This window comes from Amycolatopsis coloradensis (assembly GCF_001953865.1).
GTDB classification, from domain to species: Bacteria; Actinomycetota; Actinomycetes; order Mycobacteriales; family Pseudonocardiaceae; genus Amycolatopsis; species Amycolatopsis coloradensis.
Window position 1 is genome coordinate 448,674 of record NZ_MQUQ01000012.1, and the last position, 24,797, is coordinate 473,470.

The 24,797-nt window shown below is 69.2% G+C and carries 24 protein-coding genes; 15 read left to right on the plus strand and 9 right to left on the minus strand.

Going from position 1 to position 24,797, the window contains the following annotated elements; all coding sequences use genetic code 11:
• Positions 1 to 23: 23 nt before the first annotated feature.
• Entirely contained in the window at positions 24 to 914 is an 891-nt protein-coding gene (locus BS329_RS23405) for an RDD family protein (protein ID WP_076163357.1), read from the plus strand.
• 36 nt (positions 915 to 950) lie between these two features.
• Here the strand turns inward: BS329_RS23405 and BS329_RS23410 are convergent, their stop codons facing one another.
• On the minus strand, positions 951 to 2,441 hold the full coding sequence (locus tag BS329_RS23410; RefSeq protein ID WP_244197259.1) for a neutral zinc metallopeptidase: 1,491 nt from the start codon (positions 2,439 to 2,441) through the stop codon (positions 951 to 953).
• Between the two features lie 27 nt (positions 2,442 to 2,468).
• Here BS329_RS23410 and BS329_RS23415 point away from each other — a divergent pair, with 27 nt between their 5' ends.
• The 11 genes from BS329_RS23415 to BS329_RS23465 all read left to right on the plus strand — a co-directional run bounded on the left by BS329_RS23415 (position 2,469) and on the right by BS329_RS23465 (position 16,718).
• Positions 2,469 to 4,220: a DUF2207 family protein gene (locus BS329_RS23415; RefSeq protein ID WP_076163358.1), complete on the plus strand. Its 1,752-nt coding sequence runs from the start codon at positions 2,469 to 2,471 to the stop codon at positions 4,218 to 4,220.
• Positions 4,221 to 4,293: 73 nt separating this feature from the next.
• A complete protein-coding gene (locus tag BS329_RS23420) occupies positions 4,294 to 5,892 on the plus strand; it encodes a DUF2207 family protein (protein WP_076163359.1) in 1,599 nt (532 codons plus the stop codon).
• A gap of 21 nt (positions 5,893 to 5,913) precedes the next feature.
• Entirely contained in the window at positions 5,914 to 7,218 is a 1,305-nt protein-coding gene (locus BS329_RS23425; RefSeq protein WP_076163360.1) for a M16 family metallopeptidase, read from the plus strand.
• Positions 7,215 to 8,591, plus strand: a complete 1,377-nt coding sequence (locus tag BS329_RS23430) for a M16 family metallopeptidase (RefSeq protein WP_076163361.1) — start codon at positions 7,215 to 7,217, stop codon at positions 8,589 to 8,591. The genes BS329_RS23425 and BS329_RS23430 overlap by 4 nt, the downstream gene beginning before the upstream one ends.
• Positions 8,591 to 9,604: an NAD(+) diphosphatase gene (gene nudC, locus BS329_RS23435; RefSeq protein ID WP_076163362.1), complete on the plus strand. Its 1,014-nt coding sequence runs from the start codon at positions 8,591 to 8,593 to the stop codon at positions 9,602 to 9,604. The genes BS329_RS23430 and nudC overlap by 1 nt, the downstream gene beginning before the upstream one ends.
• A gap of 261 nt (positions 9,605 to 9,865) precedes the next feature.
• On the plus strand, positions 9,866 to 11,116 hold the full coding sequence (locus tag BS329_RS23440) for an ROK family transcriptional regulator (RefSeq protein WP_076163363.1): 1,251 nt from the start codon (positions 9,866 to 9,868) through the stop codon (positions 11,114 to 11,116).
• 10 nt (positions 11,117 to 11,126) lie between these two features.
• The gene (locus BS329_RS23445; RefSeq protein WP_076163364.1) at positions 11,127 to 12,509 is read left to right on the plus strand and encodes an extracellular solute-binding protein; all 1,383 of its coding nucleotides are present in this window, start codon (positions 11,127 to 11,129) and stop codon (positions 12,507 to 12,509) included.
• A 4-nt stretch (positions 12,510 to 12,513) separates the two neighbouring features.
• A complete protein-coding gene (locus BS329_RS23450) occupies positions 12,514 to 13,503 on the plus strand; it encodes a carbohydrate ABC transporter permease (protein WP_076163365.1) in 990 nt (329 codons plus the stop codon).
• A gap of 70 nt (positions 13,504 to 13,573) precedes the next feature.
• On the plus strand, positions 13,574 to 14,467 hold the full coding sequence (locus BS329_RS23455) for a carbohydrate ABC transporter permease (RefSeq protein WP_076163366.1): 894 nt from the start codon (positions 13,574 to 13,576) through the stop codon (positions 14,465 to 14,467).
• Positions 14,464 to 15,729, plus strand: coding sequence for a 6-phospho-beta-glucosidase (locus BS329_RS23460; RefSeq protein ID WP_076163367.1), 1,266 nt, complete (start codon positions 14,464 to 14,466; stop codon positions 15,727 to 15,729). The genes BS329_RS23455 and BS329_RS23460 overlap by 4 nt, the downstream gene beginning before the upstream one ends.
• On the plus strand, positions 15,714 to 16,718 hold the full coding sequence (locus tag BS329_RS23465) for an N-acetylglucosamine kinase (RefSeq protein ID WP_084750097.1): 1,005 nt from the start codon (positions 15,714 to 15,716) through the stop codon (positions 16,716 to 16,718). The genes BS329_RS23460 and BS329_RS23465 overlap by 16 nt, the downstream gene beginning before the upstream one ends.
• Before the next feature lie 69 nt (positions 16,719 to 16,787).
• Here the strand turns inward: BS329_RS23465 and BS329_RS23470 are convergent, their stop codons facing one another.
• From BS329_RS23470 to BS329_RS23485, 4 genes are read right to left on the minus strand one after another with little or no spacing between them, the layout of a single operon-like run.
• Positions 16,788 to 17,312, minus strand: coding sequence for an SRPBCC domain-containing protein (locus tag BS329_RS23470; protein WP_076163368.1), 525 nt, complete (start codon positions 17,310 to 17,312; stop codon positions 16,788 to 16,790).
• A complete protein-coding gene (locus BS329_RS23475) occupies positions 17,309 to 17,638 on the minus strand; it encodes an ArsR/SmtB family transcription factor (protein ID WP_076163369.1) in 330 nt (109 codons plus the stop codon). The genes BS329_RS23470 and BS329_RS23475 overlap by 4 nt, the downstream gene beginning before the upstream one ends.
• A gap of 47 nt (positions 17,639 to 17,685) precedes the next feature.
• The gene (locus tag BS329_RS23480; protein WP_076163370.1) at positions 17,686 to 19,053 is read right to left on the minus strand and encodes a GntT/GntP/DsdX family permease; all 1,368 of its coding nucleotides are present in this window, start codon (positions 19,051 to 19,053) and stop codon (positions 17,686 to 17,688) included.
• The gene (locus BS329_RS23485) at positions 19,053 to 19,544 is read right to left on the minus strand and encodes a gluconokinase (protein WP_076163371.1); all 492 of its coding nucleotides are present in this window, start codon (positions 19,542 to 19,544) and stop codon (positions 19,053 to 19,055) included. The genes BS329_RS23480 and BS329_RS23485 overlap by 1 nt, the downstream gene beginning before the upstream one ends.
• A gap of 126 nt (positions 19,545 to 19,670) precedes the next feature.
• Here BS329_RS23485 and BS329_RS23490 point away from each other — a divergent pair, with 126 nt between their 5' ends.
• Positions 19,671 to 20,354 carry a FadR/GntR family transcriptional regulator gene (locus BS329_RS23490; RefSeq protein WP_076163372.1) on the plus strand — a complete coding sequence of 228 codons (684 nt, stop codon included), beginning with the start codon at positions 19,671 to 19,673 and terminating at the stop codon, positions 20,352 to 20,354.
• Positions 20,355 to 20,382: 28 nt separating this feature from the next.
• A complete protein-coding gene (locus tag BS329_RS23495; RefSeq protein ID WP_208619258.1) occupies positions 20,383 to 21,336 on the plus strand; it encodes a cobalamin biosynthesis protein CobD/CbiB in 954 nt (317 codons plus the stop codon).
• Between the two features lie 166 nt (positions 21,337 to 21,502).
• On the opposite strand, the gene BS329_RS23500 is transcribed toward BS329_RS23495, so the two are convergent.
• The 3 genes from BS329_RS23500 to BS329_RS23510 are packed head-to-tail and all read right to left on the minus strand — an operon-like array spanning position 21,503 to position 23,484.
• On the minus strand, positions 21,503 to 22,123 hold the full coding sequence (locus BS329_RS23500) for an FMN-binding negative transcriptional regulator (RefSeq protein WP_076163466.1): 621 nt from the start codon (positions 22,121 to 22,123) through the stop codon (positions 21,503 to 21,505).
• Positions 22,124 to 22,177: 54 nt separating this feature from the next.
• A complete protein-coding gene (locus BS329_RS23505) occupies positions 22,178 to 22,999 on the minus strand; it encodes an SURF1 family cytochrome oxidase biogenesis protein (RefSeq protein ID WP_076163373.1) in 822 nt (273 codons plus the stop codon).
• A gap of 23 nt (positions 23,000 to 23,022) precedes the next feature.
• Positions 23,023 to 23,484, minus strand: a complete 462-nt coding sequence (locus tag BS329_RS23510) for a low molecular weight protein-tyrosine-phosphatase (protein ID WP_076163374.1) — start codon at positions 23,482 to 23,484, stop codon at positions 23,023 to 23,025.
• 129 nt (positions 23,485 to 23,613) lie between these two features.
• Between BS329_RS23510 and BS329_RS23515 the strand changes: the two genes are divergently transcribed.
• Complete coding sequence (locus BS329_RS23515) at positions 23,614 to 23,934, plus strand: hypothetical protein (RefSeq protein ID WP_076163375.1); 321 nt, start codon at positions 23,614 to 23,616, stop codon at positions 23,932 to 23,934.
• A 293-nt stretch (positions 23,935 to 24,227) separates the two neighbouring features.
• Here the strand turns inward: BS329_RS23515 and BS329_RS23520 are convergent, their stop codons facing one another.
• Positions 24,228 to 24,782 carry a chorismate mutase gene (locus tag BS329_RS23520; RefSeq protein WP_076163376.1) on the minus strand — a complete coding sequence of 185 codons (555 nt, stop codon included), beginning with the start codon at positions 24,780 to 24,782 and terminating at the stop codon, positions 24,228 to 24,230.
• Positions 24,783 to 24,797: the final 15 nt, after the last annotated feature.

Genomic DNA, 24,797 nt, shown 5'->3' on the forward strand with positions numbered 1-24,797 from the left:
CTATTCGTCACTACGCTTGCCGGGTGGAACAAGAGTCCGAACTCGTCACCGGCGAGGCCGTCGTCCTGGACGTGCGCGCGGCGAAACTGGCCAGCCGCGGGCTCGCCATGATGCTCGACGTCGCCCTCCAGCTGATCACGCTGATCGTCGCGATGCTGGTGCTGAGCCAGGTCGCCGCGTTCGGTGACGAAGCGCTGGCGCTGACCCTGTTCCTGGTGACCCTCGTGCTGATCATGGTCGGCTACCCGGTGATCTTCGAGACGCTGAGCCGCGGCCGGACGCTCGGAAAGATGGCGCTCGGCCTGCGCGTGGTCCGCACCGACGGCGGACCGGTCCGGTTCCGGCACGCGCTGGTCCGCGGGCTCGCGGGGTTCTTCATCGACTTCTGGGCGCTGGGCCTGCTCGGCGTCGTGGCGGTGGTCACGTCGCTGCTGTCCACCAACGGCCGCCGCGTCGGCGACTACCTCGCCGGCACCCTGGTGATCCGGGAACGCATGCCCGCCTCGCGGACGCCGTATGTCGGGATGCCGCCGCAGCTGGCGTACTGGGCTTCGCAGCTGGACCTGACCCGCCTGCCGAACGAGCTCGCGCTCGCCGTCCGCCAGTACTTGAGCCGCACTAGTGAGCTTCGCCCCGAAGCGGTCGAAGCCCTCGGGTACGGGCTCGCGCAGCAGGTCGAGGCGGCGATCGGGGCGCCGGTGCCGCCCGGGGTGCCGTCCTGGGCGTTCCTGTCGGCGGTGCTGGCCGAGCGACGGCGACGGGACCAGGTGAAGTCACAACCCCAGTACGCGCCGCCGCAGCCTCAGTACTCGCCGCAGTACCCGCAGAGCGCCGCTCCGGTGGCCGCGCCGGTTCCGGTGCCGCAGCCTGCGCCGGAACCTGTGCCGGAAAACCCCTTCGCGCCACCAGGCTGACCAGCACCCGCCGCAAGTAGTCCTCTAGTTGCGGGTTCAGGAGACGTCGGAGGAGTTCGCCGCCCACGTGTTGCACTGCGCCATCCGGTTCTTCTGCGCGCCGTGCTGCCACCATGAGATCGCGTGCGCGTCGGAGCCGTGGTCGCGGGGGCCGCCGTTGTGGTCGCCGCGGTCCTGCGAACCCCACGCGTCCCGGTACATCGACTGATCGACCGAGCCGCCGCGGCCCACCGTCGAGCCAAGGAACGTCCCGGACAGACACTGCGCCGAAAGTTCGTTCCGCCGCGACATCTCCAGGCCCGCCGCCGAGTCGACACCGGCGTCGTACCGCGCGTCCCAATAGGCCTCCATGACACCGGAGAGCGCCTGGACGTGGTGCGCGTATTCGTGCGCGAAGACCGCGAGGTACACCCCGGGCTTGTTGCCGTACTGATCGACCTGAAGGCCGTCGTACGGTATGTACAGCGTTTCGTTCTGCGAGCAGTAGAACGCCGCCCAGCCCTTGCCGGCGTCACCGCACGGGCTCGACCAGTTCTTGCCGGACGGGTATTTCACGGTAGGGACCCGGAACGGCAGTTTCGAGTAGTTCATGACCTGCTGCCAAACACTGTCCAGGCAAGGCCGCGCGCTTTCGAAGAACGCCGAAGACGCGTTCGCGTTGTTCGCCCAGCGCGAGAGGTTGCACGCCTGGTTCGGCAGGCCGACGTCGGAATCGAGCCACAGCGGGTTGTCCGCCAGCTTGTGGTGTGGCTGCGGGCCGGACGGGGTCCGGCTGGCCGACGTCTCGCGGGTCGAGCCCGCCGACGTCTCGCGCGAGGCGGTCGAATCACGCGACCTGGTGGCCGTGGTCGTCGACGTGTCACTGGCCGTGGTGGTCGTCGAGTACTCCGAAGACGAGGTCGTCGGGTACGTCGAGTAACCGGCGTCGGCGACGTGCCGTGAGCCGCCGTTCGCGATGGCGATCACCATGATCAGCCCGCCCATCACCGCCATCACGGCCACGATCGCGACGGCCGCGATCACCCCGCCGTTCGACTTCTTGGCGCGGTATCCCCCGTAGGTCGTGAACGCGGGCTGAGCGAAACGCGGGCCATAGGGGAGTCGCGGCGGGCCGACGGCGCCGGGCTGGAACGGGACCGGCGCGCCGATCCGCGGCGGCGGCAGCGGAGCCGCGCCCGGCGGGGGCAACGGCATCCCGCCGCTCGGCGGACCCGGCCGGAACGGCGGCGGGATCGGCGGCGGGATCGGCATCGGGGCCGGCTGTGAGATCGGCGGACGGCCGGGAACCGGGCGTCCGCCGGGGCCCGGCCGGTTCGGCGGCGGCATCGGCGGGCCACCGCGCGGTGGCAGCGGCCGCGCGCCCGGCGGCGGGAGCGGACGGCCGCCCTGCGGCGGTCGCGGTGGCGGAGTCGGCCGGCGCCGCGGATCAGGCGGGCCGGGCGGCTGCTGGTTCATCGAGTGGATCCCCCATGCGGTCGGCAACGCCGTTCCCCAGGTGGCGGGATCCGGCGTTTCGGCGGTCAGCATAGATCGGCTGTCCTAGAGTGTGTGGCTGTGTTGACGAAATGGGGGACGGCGGTCGTGGCCGTCGCGGCGAGTACGGCCTTGATGGCCCCGCCGACGGAATCGAACGTTCCGAAGGCGCCCGAAGCGGGCCCTTCGCTGACGAACGCGCCACAATTGCCGAAGCCGCCGCCGATCGGCGCGCGCGGTCAGCTCGGCCTGCTCCAGCCGCCGGGCGGCGCGGCCGCGAACGTCGCGGTGAAGGTGGAACGCGACGGTTCGCTCTCGATCACGGAGCAGGTGACCGTCCCGGGTGGACAGCATCTGGTGCGCCGGATCCCGTTGAAGGTTCCCGCCGGTGAGGAACAGGACCGCGTCTACGGGGTCCGTGACGTGACCGTCGAGGGCGCGGGCAAGACCGAGTCGAACGGCGAACAGCTGGTCGCCGCCTTCGACGGCGGCGCGTCCACCCTCAGGTACAAAGTGGACGGAGCGGTCGCCGACGTCACCGGCGCGCAGCAGGTGCGCTGGCAGGTCGCGAGCGGATGGGACGGCGAACTGTCCCGGGTGTCCGCTTCGTTCAGCGCGCCGACGCGCGAAATGCCCACAGTGGACTGTTTCGCCGGGCCGCTCGGTTCGGACAGGCAGTGTTCGCTCGCCGAAACCGACCACAGCGGTGTCGTCCGCATCGAGCAGGACAAGCTCGCCGCGGGCGAACGGGTCGACCTCGCCGTCCAGCTTCCGGCGGGCACCGTCCCCGCGAACGCGCGTTTCGAGCGGATCGCCTCGGTCGGCGGCGCGTTCGCCCTCACCACGCTCACCGGCATCGGTTTCGGCGCACTGGCACTGTTCCTTCTTCTCGGCGCGCTGGCCGTCTGGTCGCTGCGCCGACGCGACAGGGGCGCGCTCACCGCGGGCACCGGCCCGGTCGACGTCCTCATGCGCGACGGTGATCGCGCCTCCTTCGCCTCTCCCGACGGTGTCCTGCCCGGCCAGGTCGGCACGGTCGTCGACGAGACGGTCGACGTCGTGGACGTCAGCGGCACGGTGGTCGACCTCGCGGTCCGCAACTACCTCATGCTCGCCGAGGTCCGCGGCGCGGGCACCGTCGACTGGCGGATCGCCCGCCGTAACGCGCCGGACGAGCACCTCGTCGCCTTCGAACGCGAGATCTACACCGCGATCCTCCCCGAGGGCACCGATTCCGTGCTGCTGTCGGAACTCCGCGGCCGCGGCACCGTCGATCTCCGCGTGGCGGGCCAGGCGATGTACACCGATGTCGTGCGCAAGGGCTGGTTCTCGCGCCGTCCCGACAAGGGCAAGAGCAAGCTCACCTTGGCGGGTATCGGCCTGGTCGTGCTCGGACTCGTGGGCACCGCGGTCCTGACGTTCACGGCCGGGCACGCGCTGCTCGGTGTCGCGGTCGCGCTCGCCGGGGTCGCCGTGCTGCTCGGCGCCTCCTGGGTGCCGCCGCGGACCTCGCGCGGCAGGCGCCTGGTCGGCCAGGTGCGCGGTCTGCTCGAATACCTGCACACGGTCAAGGTCGCCGAGATTCCGCCGGGGGACCGGGAAATGGTGTTCTCCCGGTCGCTGCCGTACGCGATCGTCCTCGGCGACACCGAACACTGGCTCCGGACTTTCGAAGCGCTCGACCCGTCGGCGGACGGTTCGGCCGGGCTGTACTGGTTCGGCGGGTTCGAAGGCGATCGGGATCTGCGCCGGTTCGCCACGCATCTGCCGTCGTTCCTGTCCGCTTTGGACGGTCTTCTCGCCGAGTCCGGGCATCTGCGCTCGATTGCCTGACATGAACTCCCGCGATTCGTCCTCTGGTTGCGGTCCTTGCGCGCGCATATACCGCAACAAGAGGACTACTTGCGTGCTCTTCGTGGTCTTCCTGCTGGTGCTGGGCGCGGCACCGGCGGGAGCGCAGGGCGAGACTCCGCTGCCGACGCTCCCCAACAGCGCGGAGATCTCGCTCAGGGTGGAACGCGACGGCGCCCTCTCGGTCGTCGAGGCGGTGTCCGTGCCGAGCGAGGCGACCATGACCCGCCGCATTCCGTTGCGGACGGCCGCGCCCCACGCTCGCGACCGGATCATCGGCATCCGTGACGTCGTCATCGAAGGCGCGGGCAACTCCGAACTGACCGACGACGCATTCGTCGTCCGCCTCAAGGGCGGCACCTCGATCGTCCGGTACACAGTGGATGGTGCGGTCGCCGAAGCCGACGGAGTGGCGCGGGTCGGCTGGCAGCTCACGGGCGGCTGGGACACCCGCCTCGAACTCGTGCGCGCGAGCTTCGCCGCACCCGCCATCCCGAACGCGGTCACCTGTCACGCCGGTCCCGAGGGGTCGCGCGCGCACTGCGGGGCCGCGCAGATCGCGCATTCCGGGCTGACCCGGTTCAGCCAGCAGAACCTCGCGGCCGGGCAGCGGATGGAGATCTCGGTCGAGTTGCCCGGCGGCACCGTCCCGGCGAACGCGCGGCTGGAGCCGTCGAAGACGCTCGCCGGCGCGTTCGTGCTCACCGCTCCGGTGGGCTGGGCTTGGGGTGGCTTCGCGCTCGCGCTGGTCGCGGCCGCCGTGGCGCTGGCCTTGCTCCGGAGGCGGGACGAACACCCCGGCGACGCACTACCGGTCGAGCTGCTCACCGGAAAGGATGACCAGGCCGCGTTCGCGTCGCCCGACGGCGTGCTGCCGGGACAGGCCGGGATGGTCCTTTCGGGGCAGGCCGACGCCGTCGATCTCGCGGCGACGGTCGTCGACCTCGCGGTTCGTAACTACCTGTGGGTGAGCGAGGAGCCCGGCGAACTGACCGGCTGGCGGCTCGTCCGCCGCAATCCGCCGGACGAACAGCTGAACCCGTTCGAACGGGCCGTGTTCGACGCGCTGCTGCCGGACGGGCGCGAGTCGGTGCTGCTGTCGGAGATCCAGTCCGCCCGGATCGGGATCGAGACGGTTCGCGGCGAGCTGCGCGACAGCGTCGTCGAACGCCGCTGGTATTCGCGCCTGCCCGGCAGACTCGCCCGCGTCGGCCCGCGTGTCTGTTTCCACGGTTTGTTCCTTACCGTCTTGCTGGCGTTGACCGTCGGCTACGCGCAGCTCGGGCTGATCGTCGTCGCGGCGGGCGCGGTACTCGCCGTCGCCGCCCGGTGGCTGCCGGTGCGCACCGGCGCCGGTGTCGCGCTGCACCGCCGGCTGCTCGGCGTCCGCGAGACGCTGCTGGCGACCAAGCCGTCGGCCGTTCCGAAGCTCGAACGCGAGGTGCTCCTTTCCCGGGCGCTGCCCTACGCGCTCGCTCTCGGCGAACAAGAACAGTGGCTCGCCGGATTCGCCGCGCTGAAGGGTCCGCCGAAGATCTACTGGTACGGAAAGGAAGGCGCCGAGGGGGACGGCCTCGCGCGGGTGAGTGACTTCACGGCCGCGGTGGTGGGAACCTTCGCCACGACCCGCCAGGGTCGTCGCCTGGAGGCCTGACTAGCCCGTAGGGTGGTGCGCATGGCCGATCCCGAGCTTGTCCGATTCACCCTCGACAACGGTCTGCGTGTGGTGCTCGCGCCCGACGCGACCGCTCCGGTGGTGGGTGTCAGCGTCCACTATGACGTGGGCTTCCGTTCCGAGCCCGAAGGGCGCACCGGTTTCGCGCACCTCTTCGAGCATTTGATGTTCCAGGGGAGCGAGAGCCTGGAGAAGCTCGCGCACTTCAGGTACGTCCAGTCGAGTGGTGGCAGCTTCAACGGCTCCACCCATCCGGACTACACGGACTACTTCGAGGTCCTCCCCGCCGCGGCTCTCGAGCGCGCCCTGTTCCTCGAAGCGGACCGGATGCGGGCGCCGAAGCTGACGCAGGAGAACCTGGCCAACCAGATCGACGTGGTCAAGGAGGAGATCCGCCTCAACGTGCTGAACCGGCCGTACGGCGGGTTCCCGTGGATCACCCTCCCGCCGGTGCTGTACTCCACGTTCCCCAACGCGCACAACGGTTACGGCGGTTTCGAGGACCTCGAGCAGGCCACCCTGGACGACTGCGCGGCCTTCTTCGACACCTACTACTCGCCGGCGAACGCGGTGCTGACCGTCGCCGGTGACTTCACCGTCGAGCAGGCCCGCGAGCTGATCGAGAAGCACTTCGGCGACGTGCCGCACCGGCCCGCGCCCGTGCGTCCCTCGTTCGCCGAGCCCGCCCCCGAGGGCGAGCTGCGCGGCGAGCAGGTGGACCCGCACGCCCCGCTGCCCGCGGTCGGCGTCGGCTACCGGATGCCGGACCCGATCAACGACCTCGATGGTTACCTGGCGAACCTCGTGCTCGCCGGCGTGCTGACCGACGGCGACGGCTCCCGGCTGCAACAACGCCTGGTGCACCGCGAGCCGCTGGTCGTCGACATCGGCGCCGGTGCCGGGCTCTTCGGCCCGTTCGAGGCGCGTGACCCGGACACGTTCACCATCACCGCGATCCACCCGCCGGAAGTGAGTACCGACCAGGTCCTCACCGCGCTGGACGAGGAACTGGAGAAGCTGGCGGCCACGCCGCCGGGGGACCAGGAGATCAAGAAGGTCACCGCGCGCTGGGCCGCGAGTCTGCACTCCGAGCACGACAAGCTGGTGTCCCGGACGCTCGCGCTCGGCTCGTTCGAGCTGCTGTACGGCGACGCGTCGCTGGTGTACCGGCTCGCCGAGAAGATCTCGGCGGTCACCGGGGAGGCCGTTTCGGCGGCGGCGAAGGCGCTGCGGCCGGATTCGCGCGCCGTGCTCGTCGTCCGCCCGGGCAGTGCCGATTCAGATCAGGAAGGTACCGAGCAGTGAGCGCACCGCACCGCACCGCCGAGGAGATCGGCCGCACGGCCGCCGGGCCGCGTCCGGTCCCGCCGCTGGGAACGCAGCGCGCCGCCGCCGACCTGTCCCATGTGGACACCACGCTGAGCAACGGGCTGCGGGTGCTCGCCGTCCGCAAGGCCACCGTGCCACTGGTCGAGCTGCGGATGTGGATCCCGTTCGGCGGCGACGACGCACTGCACCCGGCGACCGCCGAAGTGCTGGCCGAGACCCTGCTGACCGGCACCGCCCGCCGCGACCGCATCGAGATCGACGCGGACCTGGCCCTGATCGGTGGTGACCTCGCGTCCGGCGTCGACCCGGAGCGGCTGGCCATCACCGGTACCTCGCTGGCCGACGGCCTGCCGACGATGCTCGACGTCCTCGCCGACGCGCTCACCGGCGCGTCGTACGCCGACGCCGAGGTCGAGCGGGAACGCGAGCGGCTCATCGAGCGGATCGCGGTCTCCCGCACGCACCCGAGGACGATCGCCCGCGAGGCCCTGCAGAAACACCGCTACGGCAACCACCCCGCGGTTCGCGAGGTTCCGCAGGCCGAGGACGTCGCCGTCGTGACGCCGGAGCAGGTTCGCGCGCTGCATCAGGCTTCGGTGCTGCCGCGGGGATCCGTGCTGGTGCTGGTCGGTGACATCGACCCGCAGACCGTCGTCGGCGACCTGGAGAAGGCGCTCGCCGGCTGGGCTTCGGACCGTTCCGCCGTCCGCCTGCCCGCACTGCCCGACCTCACCGGCGGCCACGTGCTGCTGGTGCCGCGCGCGGGTGCCGTGCAGTCGCAGATCCGGCTGTCCGCGCAGGCCGTGTCGCGCACGGACCCGGGTTATGCCGCGCTGCAACTGGCGAACCTCGCGTACGGCGGGTACTTCTCGTCGCGGCTGGTCGAGAACATCCGTGAGGACAAGGGTTACACCTACAGCGCGCACTCGGGATTCGAGTTCACCGACCAGACCGCCGTGGTGAACGTCGAGGCGGACACCGCCACCGACGCGACCGCGGCCGCCCTCCTGGAGACGCGGTACGAGCTGGCCAGGCTCGGTCTCGTGCCGCCGACCGCCGAGGAGGTCGAGTCGGTACGCCAGTACGCGATCGGTTCGCTGGTCACGGCGGCGTCGTCGCAGGGCGGCCTCGCCGCGCAGCTGGCCGCGCTCGCCGCGACCGGTCTCGGCGCCGAATGGCTCGCCGAGCACCCGGCACGGCTCGCCGCGGTCACCGCCGGAGAAGTGGCCGATGCCGCGCTGGAGTTCTTCGCGCCCAAGCGGTTCACCGGGGTCGTCGTCGGTGACGCCGACGTCCTCGCGCCGAAGCTGGCAGCGCTGGGCGACGTGACCGTCGGGGAGCCCGCCTGATGGAGACACCGTTCGGGTTGGGGGCGCTCCCGACGCTTTCGCGCTCCACGGCGGACCGTCAGGAATCCTTGCGCACCAACCCGGACAGGCTCGCCGAGCGCTGGCCGGACGCGCATGTCGTCCTGCTCGACGAGCACGCGCGCACCCCGGTGGTGGAAGGTTCCGGCACGCTCGCGACCCGCAAGGCGCAGGACTTCGGCGCCGAACCGCCCGCGGACGCGGTCTTCCTGGGGGAGTGGCAGGGCACCGACTTCTGGTCGCTGCCCGGCCGTCCCGCCGGGGAGACCGAGACGGTCGAGATGGCGGGCAGCTGGGGCGTCGTCGAAGAGGTCCCGCGACACGAAGGCGAGATCTGGGTCGACCTGCGCGGCTACGGTGACCTGCTCGACGACACGTCGGCCGGGTTGTTCACCACCGCGCAGGCGCTGCGGAACTGGCGGAACCAGGCGAAGTTCTGCACGCGCTGCGGGAGCCCGGTCGAGGTGGTCCAGCTGGGCTGGGCGAGCGAATGCACCGGCTGCGGCCGGGAGGAATACCCGCGCACCGACCCCGCCGTGATCTGCCTCGTGCACGACGACGCCGGTGTCAACGGCGAGCACGTCCTGCTGGCGCGGCAGCCGATCTGGCCGGAAAACCGGTACTCGATCCTCGCCGGATTCGTCGAGGCGGGCGAGTCGCTCGAAGGCTGTGTCGAGCGGGAGATCCGCGAAGAGGTCGGCCTCGAGGTGCGCGATGCGCGTTATCTCGGCAGCCAGCCTTGGCCGTTCCCGCGGTCGATCATGCTCGGCTTCACCGCGCGGGCCGACATCTCCGCTCCGCTGATGCCCGCGGAGGGGGAGATCGAGGAGGCGTTCTGGGTCTCGCGCGCGGAGGTGCGGGCCGCTTTCGCGAACAGTCAGCTGCGGAACGCGGGCGCCGTGCCGACCCCGATCGCCGGTGGTACCCGTGAGCTGGTGCTGCCGGGGAATTCATCGATCGCGCGCGTCATGTTGGCGGCCTGGGCAGGCGTTTAGTCTCAGAAGTACGTGAAGGCCCCCTTCATTGCGCTAGGCGCAATGAAGGGGGCCTTCACGTACTTGCCGGTTGTCCGGCCACCCGTAGCCACCCTCCGCAGCGGTACATCTACCCGCTGTGCGGAACACGGCAAGCGTTACCTCCCCGTTTCCCAGGCCCGTTGACGACTGTGGTTCGGCTCACTACAGTCCCCGGAAACCGTCTGTAAAGTTTCCTAACGAAGTCGGGAGCGAGCCCCAGTGCGAGCCGGTAGTCCGCGAATGCTGCGCGAGATCAACGATCGCGCGGCCATCGAGGTCCTCCTCCGAGACGGCCCGCTGACGCGCTCCGAACTCGAGGTCTCGATCGGCCTCTCCAAACCCGCGACGGCGCAGCTGCTCACCCGCCTCGAACAGGACGACGTCGTCGCCAAGGCGGGCGTGCGTGGTGGGGGCCGCGGGCCGAGGGCGCAGCTCTGGCAGGTCAACGGCTGCGTCGCCTATGTCGCGGCCGTGGACCTGACGCCCCGGAAAGCCGATTTCGTCGTCGCCGACGTCACGGGTGCGGTGCTCGCGGAGTACCAGGTGCCGTTGCCGGTCCACGAGGGCGCGGACGTCGTCGGCACCTTCGGTGCGGCCCTCAGTCACGTGGCCGGTGAAGCAGGGCTCGCCGCCACCGACCTCCGACACGTCGTCATCGGCGCGCAGGGCGCTTTCGATCCGCGCACCGGCCTGCTCTCTTCGGCGCCGCACATCCCCGGCTGGCTTGGGTTCGACGTGCCGAGCAGGCTCAGCCAGGACCTCGGCGTCGGGGTCACCATCGAGAACGACGTCAACCTCGTCGCGATCGTCGAAATGACCGCCGGACAGGCCGCCGGGCTGGACGACTTCGTGATGATCTGGCTCAGCGACGGCGTCGGCGGCGCGGTGGTGGTCGGGCGGCGGCTGCTGCGCGGCGCGACCGGCGGTGGCGGCGAGATCGACTGGATGCGCGTCCCCGACCCGGTTTCCGTCGCCACCCCGGGCCCCAAGCCCCGCGCCGGAGACCGGTTCGGCGACATCGTCGCGTCGCCCGCGGTCGTCGCGCTGGCGGCCGCGCACGGCATCGAAGCCGAGACCGGCGCGGACGCCGTCACCAAGGCGCGACAAGCCGAAAACGAAGGTTTCCTCGACGACCTCGCCCGCCGCGTCGCGGGCGGCGCGGCGGGTCTGATCGCGGTCGTCGACCCCGAACTCGTGCTGCTGTCGGGTGACACCAGCCGCGCCGGTGGCGACGAATTCGCCGCGCTGGTCGCGACAAGGCTGCACGAACTCGTCTTGCCCCGCACCCCCGTCGGGGTCGCGTCGGTGCAGGGCAACGCGGTGCGCGAGGGAGCGCTTCAGTCGGCCCTCGCCACCGTTCGCAGGGACGTCTTCGGCGTCAACACCCCTTCACTCCTCGGGCCTCGCCGGTCCGGGGCGGGAGAGCCCCATCCGATCGTGGCGATCCCGGATTCACGAACAGAACCACCATCTCCCGCCCCAACCAACTAGGAGGAGGGTCATGAGTTCCACGACCCAGGTTCGGAGAAGTGGCCGCCGTTGGCGCGGCTCGATAGTGCTCGGCGCGGTCACCGTCGCCGCACTGGTGTCCGCTTGTTCGGGCGCCGCAAGCGGCCCGGCCGGGGGAGCGGGTGACGCGGCGGCCGCACCCGCCGCGGACGCGAAGCTCACGCTGACCGTCTACAGCAAGTTCACCGACCGCGAGTACAACGTGGTCACCGCCGGGCTCAACAAGCTCAAGGCGAAGTTCCCGAACATCGAGATCAAGCACGAAGGCCAGCAGGACGACGACAAGATCACCCAGTCCATCCGCGGTGGCAACCCGCCGGACGTGGCGATCTCGTTCTTCACCGACAACCTCGGCGCGTGGTGCTCCACGGGCAGCTTCCAGGATCTCAAGCCCTACATCGACCGTGACAAGATCGACCTGACACAGATCCCCGACGCGGTCCGCAGCTACACCGAGTTCCAGGGCAAGCGCTGCGCCATGCCCTTGCTCGCCGACGTCTACGGCTTCTACTACAACAAGGACATGTTCGCGGCGAAGGGCATCACGTCGCCGCCGAAGACGACCTCGGAACTGTTCGAGGCCACCAAGAAGCTGACCGAGTTCAACCCCGACGGCTCGATCAAGGTCGCCGGGTTCATGCCGTCGATGCCGTTCTACGCCAACTTCGCGCAGTACTGGGCTCCGAACTTCGGCGCCACCTACCTTGGCCCGGACGGCCAGTCGCATCTCGCCGACAGCCCCGAGTGGAAGGCGATGTTCGACTTCCAGAAGCAGCTCGTCGACTTCTACGGCGGCCACGCCAAGGTCGAGCAGTTCAAGGCAGGCCTCGGCGAGGAGTACTCGGCGGACCACGGTTTCCAGCGTGGCAAGCTCGCGATGATGATCGACGGCGAGTACCGCACCGCGTTCATCAAGGACCAGGCGCCGGACCTGAAGTTCGGCACCGCGGCCCCGCCGGTGCTCGACAGCAAGCCGGACCGCTACGGCGGCGCGTTCACCACGGGCACGATCATCGCGATCCCCAAGGGCGCCAAGAACCCCGGCGCGGCTTGGGAGCTGATCAAGCAGGTCACGCTGGACACCTCGACGCTGGTCGAACTCTCCAACGGGCTCAAGAACGTGCCGAGCACCAAGGCCGCGCTGACCGACCCGAAGCTCGAGGTCACGCCGGAGTTCAAGACGTTCCTCGACCTGTACAACGGCGGGAAGCTGCTGCCGAACCCGTCGACCCCGATCGGTGACGCGCACCTCAAGGCCGTCAACGACTTCGCGGAGAAGTGGCAGGCGGGCAACATCCCCGACATGGCCGCGGGTCTCAAGCAGGTCGACGCTCAGATCAACGACGAGCTGGCCCAGAAACGCGCCGGCGGCTGATCGCATGACCTCGACCCTGGATTCCAGGGCGGTCGGTTCCCCTTCCTCGTCCACCAGGACGCGGAAGGGGAACGCAGCGCGCCGCCGTCGCACCGTCTTCTACTTCATCGCACCGGCGATGCTCGGGTTCCTGATCTTCTTCGGCTACCCGCTGATCGCCACGGTGTATTACTCGTTCACCCGCTACGACCTGATCAACGCGCCGGAATTCGTCGGCTTCGACAACTACATCCGGATGTTCACCAGTGAGCCGCTGGTCGGCACCGCCGCGTACAACACGCTGTGGCTGGTGATCGTCCTGACGTTCTGCCGCGTGGTGTTCGCCCTCGGCACGGCGTCGATCATCTCCCGGCTCAAGTCGGGTGTCGGCCTGGTGCGGACGCTCTGTTACCTGCCTTCGCTGGCCCCGCCCGCCGCGGCGACCCTGGCCTTCGTGTTCCTGTTCAACCCGGAATACGGCCCGGTCAACGCGTTCCTGCGCGCGGTCGGCATCGACGGCGGCCTGTGGTTCAACGACCCGGCGATGTCGAAGCCCGCGCTGACCCTGCTGGTGATGTGGGGTTCGGGCGAGCTGATGATCATCATCCTGGCGGCGCTGCTCGACGTGCCGCAGGAACAGTACGAGGCCGCCGCACTCGACGGCGCCGGTCCGGTCCGCCGGTTCTGGCACGTCACGCTCCCGTCGATCTCGCCGGTGCTGCTGTTCGGCGTCGTCAACTCGATGATCTTCGCGTTGCAGTTCTTCACACAGGCGATCGTCGCGGGTTCGGCGGCCGCGGGCGCGGCGGACGTCGCGGGCAACACGAGATTCATCGGCGCACCACAGAACTCGACGCTGACCTACCCGGTCTGGCTGTACGTCCAGGGTTTCCGGTACTTCAACATGGGTTACGCGGCGGCGATGGCGGTCCTGCTGTTCATCGTCTCGGCCGGGTTCACCTGGATTCTCGTGCGGCAGCTCCGTAAATCCCAGCATCAGGAGGAGGGGGCATGATCATATCCTCGCGACAGCCTGTTCATGGCCCCGACCGGGTGCGGGTGCCCCGCATGAGCGGAGCGGGCGGATGACCACACTGGCCGAACCCCGGCACGCCGCCCCGGCGTCCGAACCGCCGAAGGTACGGATGCGGCGTCAATGGGACAAGAAGCTGTACTGGATCGCGACGCACAGCCTGGGGATCGCGATGGGCGTGATCTTCATGCTGCCTATCCTCTTCGTGTTCCTCACCGCGGTGATGTCCAGCGAACAGGCGCTTTCGTCGAACTTCTGGCCGAAGGAATGGCACTTCGAGAACTTCATCGAGGTGTTTGAGAAGGCGCCGCTGCTGCAGTACTTCGGCAACAGCATGCTCTATTCGTCGCTGGCCACCCTCGGTGCGCTCATTTCGGCGATCCCGGCGGCGTACGCGCTTTCGAAGCTGAAGTTCCGCGGGCAGAACCTGTTCTTCATGCTCACCGTGGCCGCGATGATGCTGCCCCCGCAGGTCACCGTCGTGCCGCTGTACGACCTGTGGGTACGGCTCGGGTTCACCGGGACGCTGATCCCGTTGATCGTGCCGTACTTCTTCTTCGACGCGTTCTCGATCTTCCTGCTGCGGCAGTTCTTCCTCACCATTCCGAAGGACTATCTGGAAGCGGCGAAGATCGACGGCTGCAACGAGTTCCAGGCGATGATCAAGGTGCTGATCCCGATGGCGAAGCCGGGGATCGCGGCCACCGCGATGTTCTGCTTCCTGTTCACCTGGAACGACTACTTCGGACCGCTGCTCTACACCGGTGAAACCCGCGACAGCTGGCCGCTTTCGCTGGCGATCGCGTCGTTCCGCGGGATGCATCACGTGGAATGGAACCTCACCATGGCGGCCACCGCGCTGATCATGCTGCCGGTGATCGTGCTGTTCGTATTCGCGCAGAAGTCCTTCGTCAAGGGCGTCACATTCACAGGGGTCAAGGGATGAAACTGGCAGTCGTCGGTGGTGGATCCACTTACACACCCGAGTTGATCGACGGGATCGCCGGGCGGCGGTCCACTTTGGACGTCGACGAGATCGTGCTGATCGATCCGGACGCCTATCGGGTGGAGGCGGTCGGAGACTTCAGCAACCGGTTGCTGAACCACGCCGGTCATCCGGCGCGGGTGCGGACCACCGCGAATCTCGAAGAAGGTGTCGACGGCGCGTCGGCGGTGCTGATCCAGTTGCGGGTCGGCGGACAGCGTGCGCGGCGCGGGGACGAAACATTCCCGCACGCCTGTGGCTGCGTGGGGCAGGAGACCACAGGCGCGGGCGGCCTCGCGAAGGCACTCCGCACCGTGCCGGTGGTGCTCGACATCGCTGACAGGGTCCGGAAAATCGCCGGAGACGACACCTGGATCGTCAACTTCACCAATCCGGTCGGCATCGTCACCCGCGCACTGCTGAACGAGGGCCACCGCGCCGTCGGACTGTGCAACGTCGCGATCCACCTCCAGCGCACGTTCGCGCACCTGCTCGGCGCCGGAGTCGACGACGTCAAGCTCGTGCACACCGGGCTCAATCACCTGAGCTGGGAACGGAAAGTGCTCGTCAACGGCGAGGACAGGCTGCCGGAACTCCTTGCCGAGCACGCGGAATTCCTCGGCGAGCACGTCACCGCGCCGGTGGAGTGGATGCGGCGGATGAACGTCGTGCCGTCTTACTACCTGAAGTACTACTACGGGCACGACGAGCAGGTCATGAAGCAGCGCACCGAGCGGCCGCGCGCGGACGTCGTCAGCGACGTCGAGGAGGAACTGCTCAAGGTGTACCTCGACCCGGAGGTGGTGACCAAACCGGAGCAGCTGGAAAAGCGGGGCGGTGCCTACTATTCCGAGGCCGCGGTGCAGCTCGTGCACGCGCTCACCTCGGGTGGCCCCGCGGAGGAACACGTCGTCAACGTCCGTAACGAAGGCACTTTCGACTTCCTGCCGGACGACGCCGTCATCGAAGTTCCGTCCCTTGTGGACGGTAAGGGTCCTCGCCCGATCCCGCAGGCGCCGGTTGAGCAGCGGTTCGCCGGGCTCATCGCGGGCGTGACCGCGTACGAGCATCTCGCGCTGGAGGCGGCGATCAAGGGCGGCCGGGACCGGGTGGCCGACGCGCTGCTCGCCCATCCGCTCGTCGGCCAGTACACCAAGGCCGACCAGCTCGCGGACACGCTGGTGGGAACCAATCGCCAGTTCCTGCCGTGGGCCGGGGCATGACGGCGGGCTCAGCCGACGTCGTCGTCGCGATCGACGGCGGCAACAGCAAGACCGACGTCCTGATCGTCTCCCGGGACGGACGGGTGCTCGGGCAGTCACGGGGTCCGGGCACGTCCCCGCAGAACATCGGGGTCGACGCCAGCGTCCGCGCGCTGGAGGAGCTGGTCCTGGAGGCTCTTCGCGAGGCTGGGATTCCCGACGAACGTCCTTTCGCGACACACACGTCCGCGTACCTCGCGGGGCTGGACTTCCCCGAGGAGGAGGCGATCCTGCACGCGGCGCTGGCCGCACGCGGGTGGAGCGACACGCTGATCGTCGGCAATGACACGCTCGCGCTGCTGCGCGCGGGCAGTTCCGACGGGACGGGCGTGGCGGTGGTGTGCGGTGCCGGGATCAACGGCGCCGGTATCAGCGCCGACGGTCGCGAGCACCGTTTTCCGGCGCTGGGCAAGATCTCCGGCGACTGGGGCGGCGGCTACCGGCTCGGTGAGGAAGCGCTGTGGTGGGCCGTCCGCGCCGAAGACGGCAGGGGCCCCGGCACGGCTTTGCAGACGGCCGTCGCCGCGCACTTCAAGGCGTCGACAGTGCTGGAAGTGGTGCGGCGCCTGCACTTCGAGGAGCTGCACACCGATTCGATCCACGGCCTGTGCCCGCTGCTGTTCGCCGTCGCGGCGGACGGTGACGAGGTGGCGCAGGACGTGGTCGACCGGTTCGTCGACGAGGTCGCCGTCCTGGTCACGGTGATTCTGCGGCGGCTCGAACTGACCGAGGAGGCGCCCGAGGTCATCCTTGGCGGGGGAGTGCTGACCGGGGTCGGCGCGCAGGTGATCGCGGAGATCGAGCGGCGGTGCCTGAAGGTGGCGCCGCGCGCCGCGATCCAGGTCGTGGACGTCGCCCCCGTGGTCGGCGCGGCGTTGTTCGCCCTGGACACCGTCGGTGCCGCCGACACCGCGAAGGCCTCCCTGAAGGCCGCCACCAAGCGGGTCTGAACGCGCGTGAAGGCCCCCTTCCCTCGACTGAGCCGAGGAAAGGGGGCCTTCACACGCGTTGGCGGAGCGTCAGGAAGCGGCCGGGACCAGCGGCTCATCGGTCTCCAGCAGAGACTTGAGGTCCGACAGGATCCACGCCCAGCCGCCACCGGCGTTCTCGCCCGGACCGGCGTTGATGTCCTCCTGCGAACCGTTGATCAGCGCGGCGGTCGTGGGCGCGTCGGTGACGTCGTGGGTGACGGTCAGCCGGGTGCCCGCGGTTTTCGTCTCTTCGATCTCGTAGGTGAGCTTGGTGTACGGCTCCTTCTCGAAGGACGGGTCCATCAGCAGCTTCCAGGTGATGACCAGCTTGCGTGGCGGATCGACTTCGAGCACCTCGCCGTCGGTGAGGTCGCTGGTGAATCCGGCGTCGATGAAGTCCTTCGTCGGGTGGGTGGCGTGCTTGCCGCCCGGGCGCAGGTCGTAGTCGACGAGGCCGGTGTAGCCGTACTTCTGCGACCACTCGGGCTTCGTGATGGCGTCCCAGATCTTCTCCGGGGTGGCCTTGATGTAGACGCGGTAGACCTGGGTCGTGGCGACGGTGGTGTCGGTCATGAGGGTGGCTCCTCGGTTTCGAGTTCGGCTTTGAGGTCGAGCAACATGGTCACGTTGCGTTCCGTGAACTTGTCGATCCACCGGTCGTGGATCTGCCGGATCGGAACCGGGTTGAGGAAATGCCGCTTCTCCCGGCCCTCCTTGCGCGTGACGACAAGTCCGGCTTCTTCCAGCAGTTTCAGATGCTTCATCACACCGAACCGGCTCATGTCCACTTCGGACTCGAGTTCGGTCAGTGTGCGGCCGTCACGCGCGAACAGCTGGTCGAGCAGGAACCGGCGAGTCGGATCCGCCAGGGCCTTGAAAACCAGGTCGTCGTCGGGCACGCCAGAAGAATAGGTGACCAAAAGGTCACATGTCAACCGGGCGGTCGCTAAAGGAGTGCGCCGAGGGGAAGGATCAGGGCGATCGCGACCACGGAGATGATCGTCTCCATGATCGACCAGCTCTTCAGCGTCTGCCCGACCGAAAGTCCGAAGTATTCCTTGACCAGCCAGAACCCGGCGTCGTTGACATGCGAGAAGAACAGCGAACCGGCGCCGATCGCCAGCACCAGCAGTGCGCTGTGCGACGGGTCCATGGTCGCCGCGAGCGGTGCCACGATGCCCGCCGCGGATACGGTCGCGACCGTCGCGGAACCGGTGGCGAGGCGGATCGCGACCGCGACCAGCCAGCCAAGCAGCAGTGGCGACAGGTTCGCGCCGGTCGCCAGGTTGGTGATGACGTTGCCGACCCCGCCGTCGACGAGGGTCTGCTTGAAGCCGCCACCCGCACCGACGATGAGCAGGATGCCGGCGATCGGCGGGAGCGAGTCTCCGATGGTGGACGACATCTTGTCGCGGGTGAAGCCCGCGGCCTTGCCCAGGGTGATCATGCCGAGCAGGACGGCGGCGAGCAGGGCGACCAGCGGGTCGCCGATGAAGTCGAGCACGCGGCGGACGTGGCTTTCCTTCTCCAGCAGGATGTCCGCGAGTGCTTTGCCCATCATCAGCGCGACCGGCAGCAACACTGTCGACAACGTGGCGAGGAAGCCGGGGCGCCGCCGGTCTCCCGAGGACGATTCGGGGACGAGCCGTTCCGGCGCGACGGCGTCCGGGACCATCTTGGCGGCGAGCCTGCCGAACAGCGGCCCGGCGACGATCACCGTCGGGATCGCGACGAGCAGGCCGAAGGCGAGGGTGAGGCCGACGTTCGCGTTCAGCGCGCCGGCGGCGGCGAGCGGTCCGGGGTGCGGCGGGACGAGGCCGTGCAGCACCGAAAGCCCGGCGAGCGCGGGAATGCCCAGCAGCAGCAACGGTTTCCCGGTGCGCTTGGCGACCAGCAGGATCACCGGGATCAGCATGACCAGGCCGATCTCGAAGAACATCGGCAGTCCGATGAGGACGGCGACCAGTGCCATCGCCCACGGCAGCGTCCGGTCGCTCGCCCGGCGCAGGATCGTGTCGACGATCTGGTCCGCGCCGCCGGAGTCGGCGAGCAGTTTGCCGAGCATCGCGCCGAGTGCGATCAGCACGCCGACCGAGGCGACCGTGGAGCCGACGCCGGAACTGAAGCTCTTGATCAGCTTGTCCACCGGCATGCCGCCGACGAGCCCGAGCACGCCGGAGCCGAGGATGAGCGCCAGGAACGGATGCAGTTTCGCTTTGGTGATCAGCACGACGATCGCGGCGATGGCGAGCACCGTCGCGCCGATGAGGCGAGTGTCGTGCCCGGTCCAGGAGGCGGCGAGAGTGGTGGTCATCAGCGGTCCTTGAAGGCGGAAAGGGTGGTTTCGACGATCTGTTCCGGTGACTTGGCGATGTCGGCGACGTAGCCGAACTCGTCCGGCTGCAACGGTTCGAGGTCGGCGAGCTGGGAGTCCAGAAGGGACACCGGCATGAAGTGCCCGGAGCGCGTCTTCATCCGGTCCGCGAGCAGGGCGCGGTCGCCGTGCAGGTGCAGGAACCAGACGTCGCCGCCACCGCGCAGGACGTCGCGGTACCGGTACTTGAGGGCCGACGACGTGACGACGCCGCCCGAGTCCTGGTGGTCGGAGATCCAGCCGGCGATGGCTTCGAGCCATGGCTGCCGGTCCTCGTCGTTCAGCGGGTGGCCGGAACTCATCTTGTCGATGTTCGCCCGCGGATGGAACGTGTCCGCTTCGGCGTAGTCGACGCCGAGGCGTTCGGCCAGTTCCGTGCCGACGGTCGTCTTCCCCGAGCCGGAAACACCCATCACCACGATGACGGTCATCCGTACCTCCCACGTCGTTGTAGCCGGATGAGTACAACTCAAAAGTACTACTTAAGCAATATCAAGTACTACTTAATCGAGTCAGAACGCTAAGGTCGCCTGGTGGGCAACGACAGGCATGCCGAAATGCTCGACGCGTTCGGCTCCGCGATCGCGAACGGGGAGATCCCGCCGGGTTCGGTGCTGCGCTCCGACGAAATCCAGGAGCGGTTCGGCGCGTCCCGCACGGTGGCGCGCGAGGTCGTGCGCGCACTGGAGACGATGTGCCTGACCAGCAGCAAACGCCGGGTCGGGATGATCGTGCGCGAGCCACGTGACTGGAACCATTACGACCCGAGGCTGCTCCGCTGGCAGCTCGACGGCTCCGAGCGGAAGACCGCGCTGCGCACGCTGACCGAACTGCGTTCCGGCGTCGAACCGTGCGCGGCCCGGTTCGCCGCGCTGCGGGCGACGCCGGAAGAGGGCGGCCGTCTCCGGGCTTTGGCGAAGCGGCTGGAGGAGACGGCGCGCCGCCGGGATCTCGCGACGTTCCTCGGTCACGACGTCGCTTTCCATGAGCTGCTCCTGACCGCGTCGCGGAATCCGATGTTCGCGCAGCTTTCGGCGGTCGTGGCCGAAGTGCTCGCCGGGCGGACCGAGCATGGCCTGATGCCGGAGGAACCGCAGCCCGAAGCCGTCGCGCTGCACGTCGAAGTCGCGGCCGCCATCGACGCGGGCGCCCCTGACCGGGCCGAACGCGCGATGCGGGCCATCGTCATCCAGGCGCGGGACGAGATGGCCCTCGGCGTCGGACAGATGATCTTCGAGTAATCTCTGCAGGTCTTTCGAGGGAAACGGCATGCAGGGGGCGACGGTGAGCGCGGCACGCGCGATCGGCTTGGTGTTGGGGGTGGTCGCGGACGGGGCGATCGGGGATCCCCGCTCACGCCGCCCGGTGACGGCGTTCGCCAGGGCGGCCTCGGCCATGGACGTGAAGGTCCGGTCGAAACACCCGGCGGCCGGTCTGCTGTGGACCGGCGGTCTCGCGGGTTCCGCCGTGCTGGCGGGCGTACTCGTCGAACGCGCCGGGCGACGCAGTCCTGTCTTGCAGGCGACCACGACCGCGGTGACCACTTGGGCCGTCCTCGGCGCCGCCGGCCTCGCCGCGAGCGGCACCTCGCTCGCGCGCGATCTCGAAGAAGGCGAACTCGAAACCGCCCGCGGCACACTGTCCACACTGGACCCGCGAGTCGCCGACGACCTCGGCGTCATCGGCCTCTCGCGTGCTTCGGTGGAAACACTCGCCGAGAACACCGCGGACGTCGTCATCGCGCCGCTGGTGTGGGGAGCGCTGGCCGGTGCGCCCGGCCTGCTCGGCTCGCGCGCGATCAGCCTGCTGCGCGGCCTCGGCCGGGGGCGTCCCGAGCGGTACCGTTGGTTCGTCGCGCGGCTGGACGAAATCGTCCATCTCGTGCCCACCCGGGTCGCCGCCGGGCTGACCGTCCTCGCCGCGCCGGTCGTCGGCGGCTCGGCGGGCGGCGCCTGGCGGGCCTGGCGCCGCGACACGACCGCGCACCCGAGCCCGAACGCGGGCCGCGTCGAAGCCGCGTTCGCCGGGGCGCTGGAGGTCCGGGTCGGCGGGCGGACGGTGTACCCGCACGGGGTCGAGGAACTGCCGGTGCTCGGCATCGGCCGCAACCCGGACGCCGGGCACGTGACGCGGGCCGTGGAGCTTTCGCGGGTGGCCGGGTGGCTGGGCGCGATCAGCTCGGTGGTGCTGGCGGTCTTGATGGGCCTCTGGCGGCGGCGCTGACCCCCGGCTTCACGGACTTCAGGTGAGCAGCGGGGGAGCAAGGGACCTTTGCTATCGCCGGGCGCTCTGAACTGCGGAAATAGCTCCTCGTCGCCGCCTCCCCCAAGTGCGTGAGGGGGTTTTCACGCACTTGAGAAGGGTGTCCTTCCGCTCACGAGGCGTGAGTTCACCGCTCCCGCCGGGCCAGCTGCGCCCGTGCCCGCGCGTCCCTCGGACCGTCGCGCCGCTCCAGCTCGGCATCGATCCGTGACCGGTCGCCGGACGTCTTGTTCCCGCCGAACTTGAACTTCGCCCGCACCCCGGTCACGGTCAGCTCGACCCCGCGGATGGCAGGCAGCAGCCGCTTGTCCGGCGCCCCGGTGGCGCTCACCGCCAACCGGCCCGAGCCGGGCTCGAAGTGTGCCAGCTGCCGGTCCAGGAGCGCGGCCTTCTCCCGCGCGTCGTCGATCAGCCGGACGTCGCATTCGAGCTGGACGGACGCGTAATACGACGTCGGGACGCCGTGCGGCGGGTCGGCCGGGGTGTTCCAGCCGGATCGGATGTAGGTGTGGTCGTCGGTCACCGCGAGCAGCGCGCGCGGATGCTCTTCGAGCAACGGCCAGACCGGGTTGGAGCGCGCGAGGTGCAGCAGGATCGTCCGGTCGCCGTCGTAGATGAAGTGCGCCGGGTTGACGATCGGCAGGTCACGGCCCGCGCCACCGGCGATCAGCTGGCCGAAGTCGTGGCCGGACAGCCAGGCCTTCCACTCGGCGTCGTCGTGGGCGGCGTCCCACGGGTGAATCAGCATGATCGAGTATGAGTACACACAATGGACCTATAAAAGGTCCAGTTTCACGCCGGGTCAGGTGGCCACTTCGGATCGCTCGTCCTCGGCCAGCATCTCCGCGACACTCTTGCGCCGCTGCGGCCGTTCCGTGGTCAGCACGCCGCCCGGCTTCAGCTCGCGGACGGTGAAGTACAGCCAGCCCATCAGCGCCATGGCCCCGAACGCGATCCATTGGAGCGCGTAGGAAAAGAACGGTCCCGAGTCGGTCTGCGGCAGCGGCAGCGCCCCCAGCACGCCCGGCTGCTCGACGTCGAGCTGGAAGTAGCCGGGCCGGATGTCGAGCTTCGCGGCCCGCGCGACGACCTGCGAATCGACTACGTAGCTCTGAAGCTTCCCGCCGGTCGACTCGTCGGCGAAAGCGTCGCGGTTCTTGCCGTCCCGCTCGTCGTGACGGGCCCGCGTGATGATGTCGACGGTCCCGGCGGGCGGCCGGGCGAAGGGGAGCGCGCGCGATTTGTCGTCGAGCCGGACGTAGCCGCGATCCACCAGCACGATCGTGCCTTCGACGGTCCGGAACGGCGTCAGCACCTCGTAGGCTGCTTCGCCCTGCACGGAGCGCAGACGGGCTACGACCTCGCCCTCGGGAAGGTACGTCCCCTTCATCGCGACCAGGTGCCATTCGGTGCGCTGATCAGGGGCGGCTCCGTCGGGAAGCAGCTGGTCGAGCGACCTCGGCTGCCCGGTGAACGACTCCCTCAGCGCCGCGTTCTGGTGCTCGCGCTCGGTGTTGCGGGAGAACTGCCACGGCGCCAGCAGGGTGAAGCAGCAGACGGCGAAGGTGAACACCACCAATGTCAACGCCAGCCAGCCGGGCTTCAGCAGGAACTTCAACCGCACCCCACCACGGTAAGCGGTCCGCCTCAGGCGTGTGCGCGCACCCAGTCGAGCAGGCCGGGAACGGACCGCTCGATCATGCCGAGGACGTCCTCGAAACCGTCGTCCTCGCCGTAATACGGGTCCGGGATCTCGGCGCCTTCGGGAGCGGACGGGTCGAACTCGCGCAGCAGGCGGACCTTCGACGGGTCCGGCACTTTGCGCTTCAGGAACGTGAGGTGGCTGTCGTCCGCGGCGAGCAGCAGGTCGGCGGCGAGATGCCCACGATCGACCTCGGCCGCGACGTGACCGGTCGGGTAGCCGTGTTCGGCCAGCTTCGCGCGGGCCCGCTTGTCGGCGGCCTCGCCGACGTGCCAGCCGCCGGTACCCGCGCTGGACACCTGCACGAGGTGATCGAGACCGGCCTCCTCGACCTTCGTGCGGAAGACGAGTTCGGCCATCGGCGAGCGGCAGATGTTGCCGGAGCAGACGAAGACGATGTGCACCACCCGATCAGTGTGAAGGCAGGGGGAGTCGACCGCTCACCGGCTCCGAACGGCTTCCGGGCGCGCGAAGCTGGAAAGCCGGGGTGAAGCGGGAGTAGACCTCCTGGGAAGAAACACGCAGGAAGGTCGCGTATGAGCGCCCCAACACCCACCGTGGAATCCCCGGCAACCGGGCTCCACTGGTACCGCATCACCGTCAAGCATCCGCACCCCTACGAGGTCGGGCGGATCCTTTCGGAACACCGCTTCGTCCAGGCGAGATCGCCGAAAGAGGCGATGACCAGGATGCCGTTGCACCTCCGGTCGAGCGCGTCCGTCGCGCCCTATCAGGTCGACCACTCCGACGTCCCCGATCACTCGACGAAGGCCTACCGGGCGATGCTCTGGACCGGCCGCGTCATGCGCGCGGCAGGCCGCTGGGCAGTCAACAAGGACGCGAAGGCGCTGGAGTGACCTCGCCCCTCCTGCCGCCGCGATAGCAAAGGTCCCCTGCTCTCTTTTCGCAGGTCAGCGGCGCGGTTGGTCGATCCGGAGCGTGTCGCGAAAGCCACTTTCGGGACATCAGACGTCCCGAAAGTGGCTTTCGCGCCACGCGCCACGCGCCACGCGCCACGCGCCACGCGCCACGCGACACGCGCCACGCGACACGCGCCACGCGACACGCGCCACGCGACACGCGGCGCAGGCCGGGCCGGGCAGGTCAGCGGCGCAGGTGATAGCAAAGGTCCCTTGCTCCCGCCCCACGGTCAGCGGTGGGAGCAGGCCGACCTGACGGACTCCCCGAGCGCCACCGAGTGCAGCCGGTCCAGCCCGCGCCGCGCGTCGACCAGCCGCGCCGTGACCGCGAGCCGCGCGTCGCAGGACGGCCGCGCCCGCGCGTCCCGCGTCGCCGCGAGTTCGGTGAGCAGACCCGCGTTGAGCCGGTCGATCACCGGCCGGACCTCGGTCGCCAGATCGGGCCGTCCCGGCGGCCGCGAGCCGGGATGCGTGGTCCACCGCGCGTACAGGCCGCGCTGCACGACCTTGTTCGCTTCGATCTGGTCGCGAAAGAACCGCACCACGCTCGCCGCGTCGAGGCCGAGACCGGGCGCCTTCGCCGCCACCGAGTCGAGGATCTGCTGTTCGCGCACCGGGTCGTCGATCGGCGACGGCGTGCCGAACTTGGCGGCCGCGACCTTGTCGGCGATTTGCCCGCGCTGAGCGGCCAATTCGGTCAACGTCCAAAAACCTGAGGACGCCGAAGCGGGCGAGGGCAGGCCCACGAGAAGCAACACGACGGCACAGAGCACCCGAAGTCGCATGTCCGGAAACGCTAC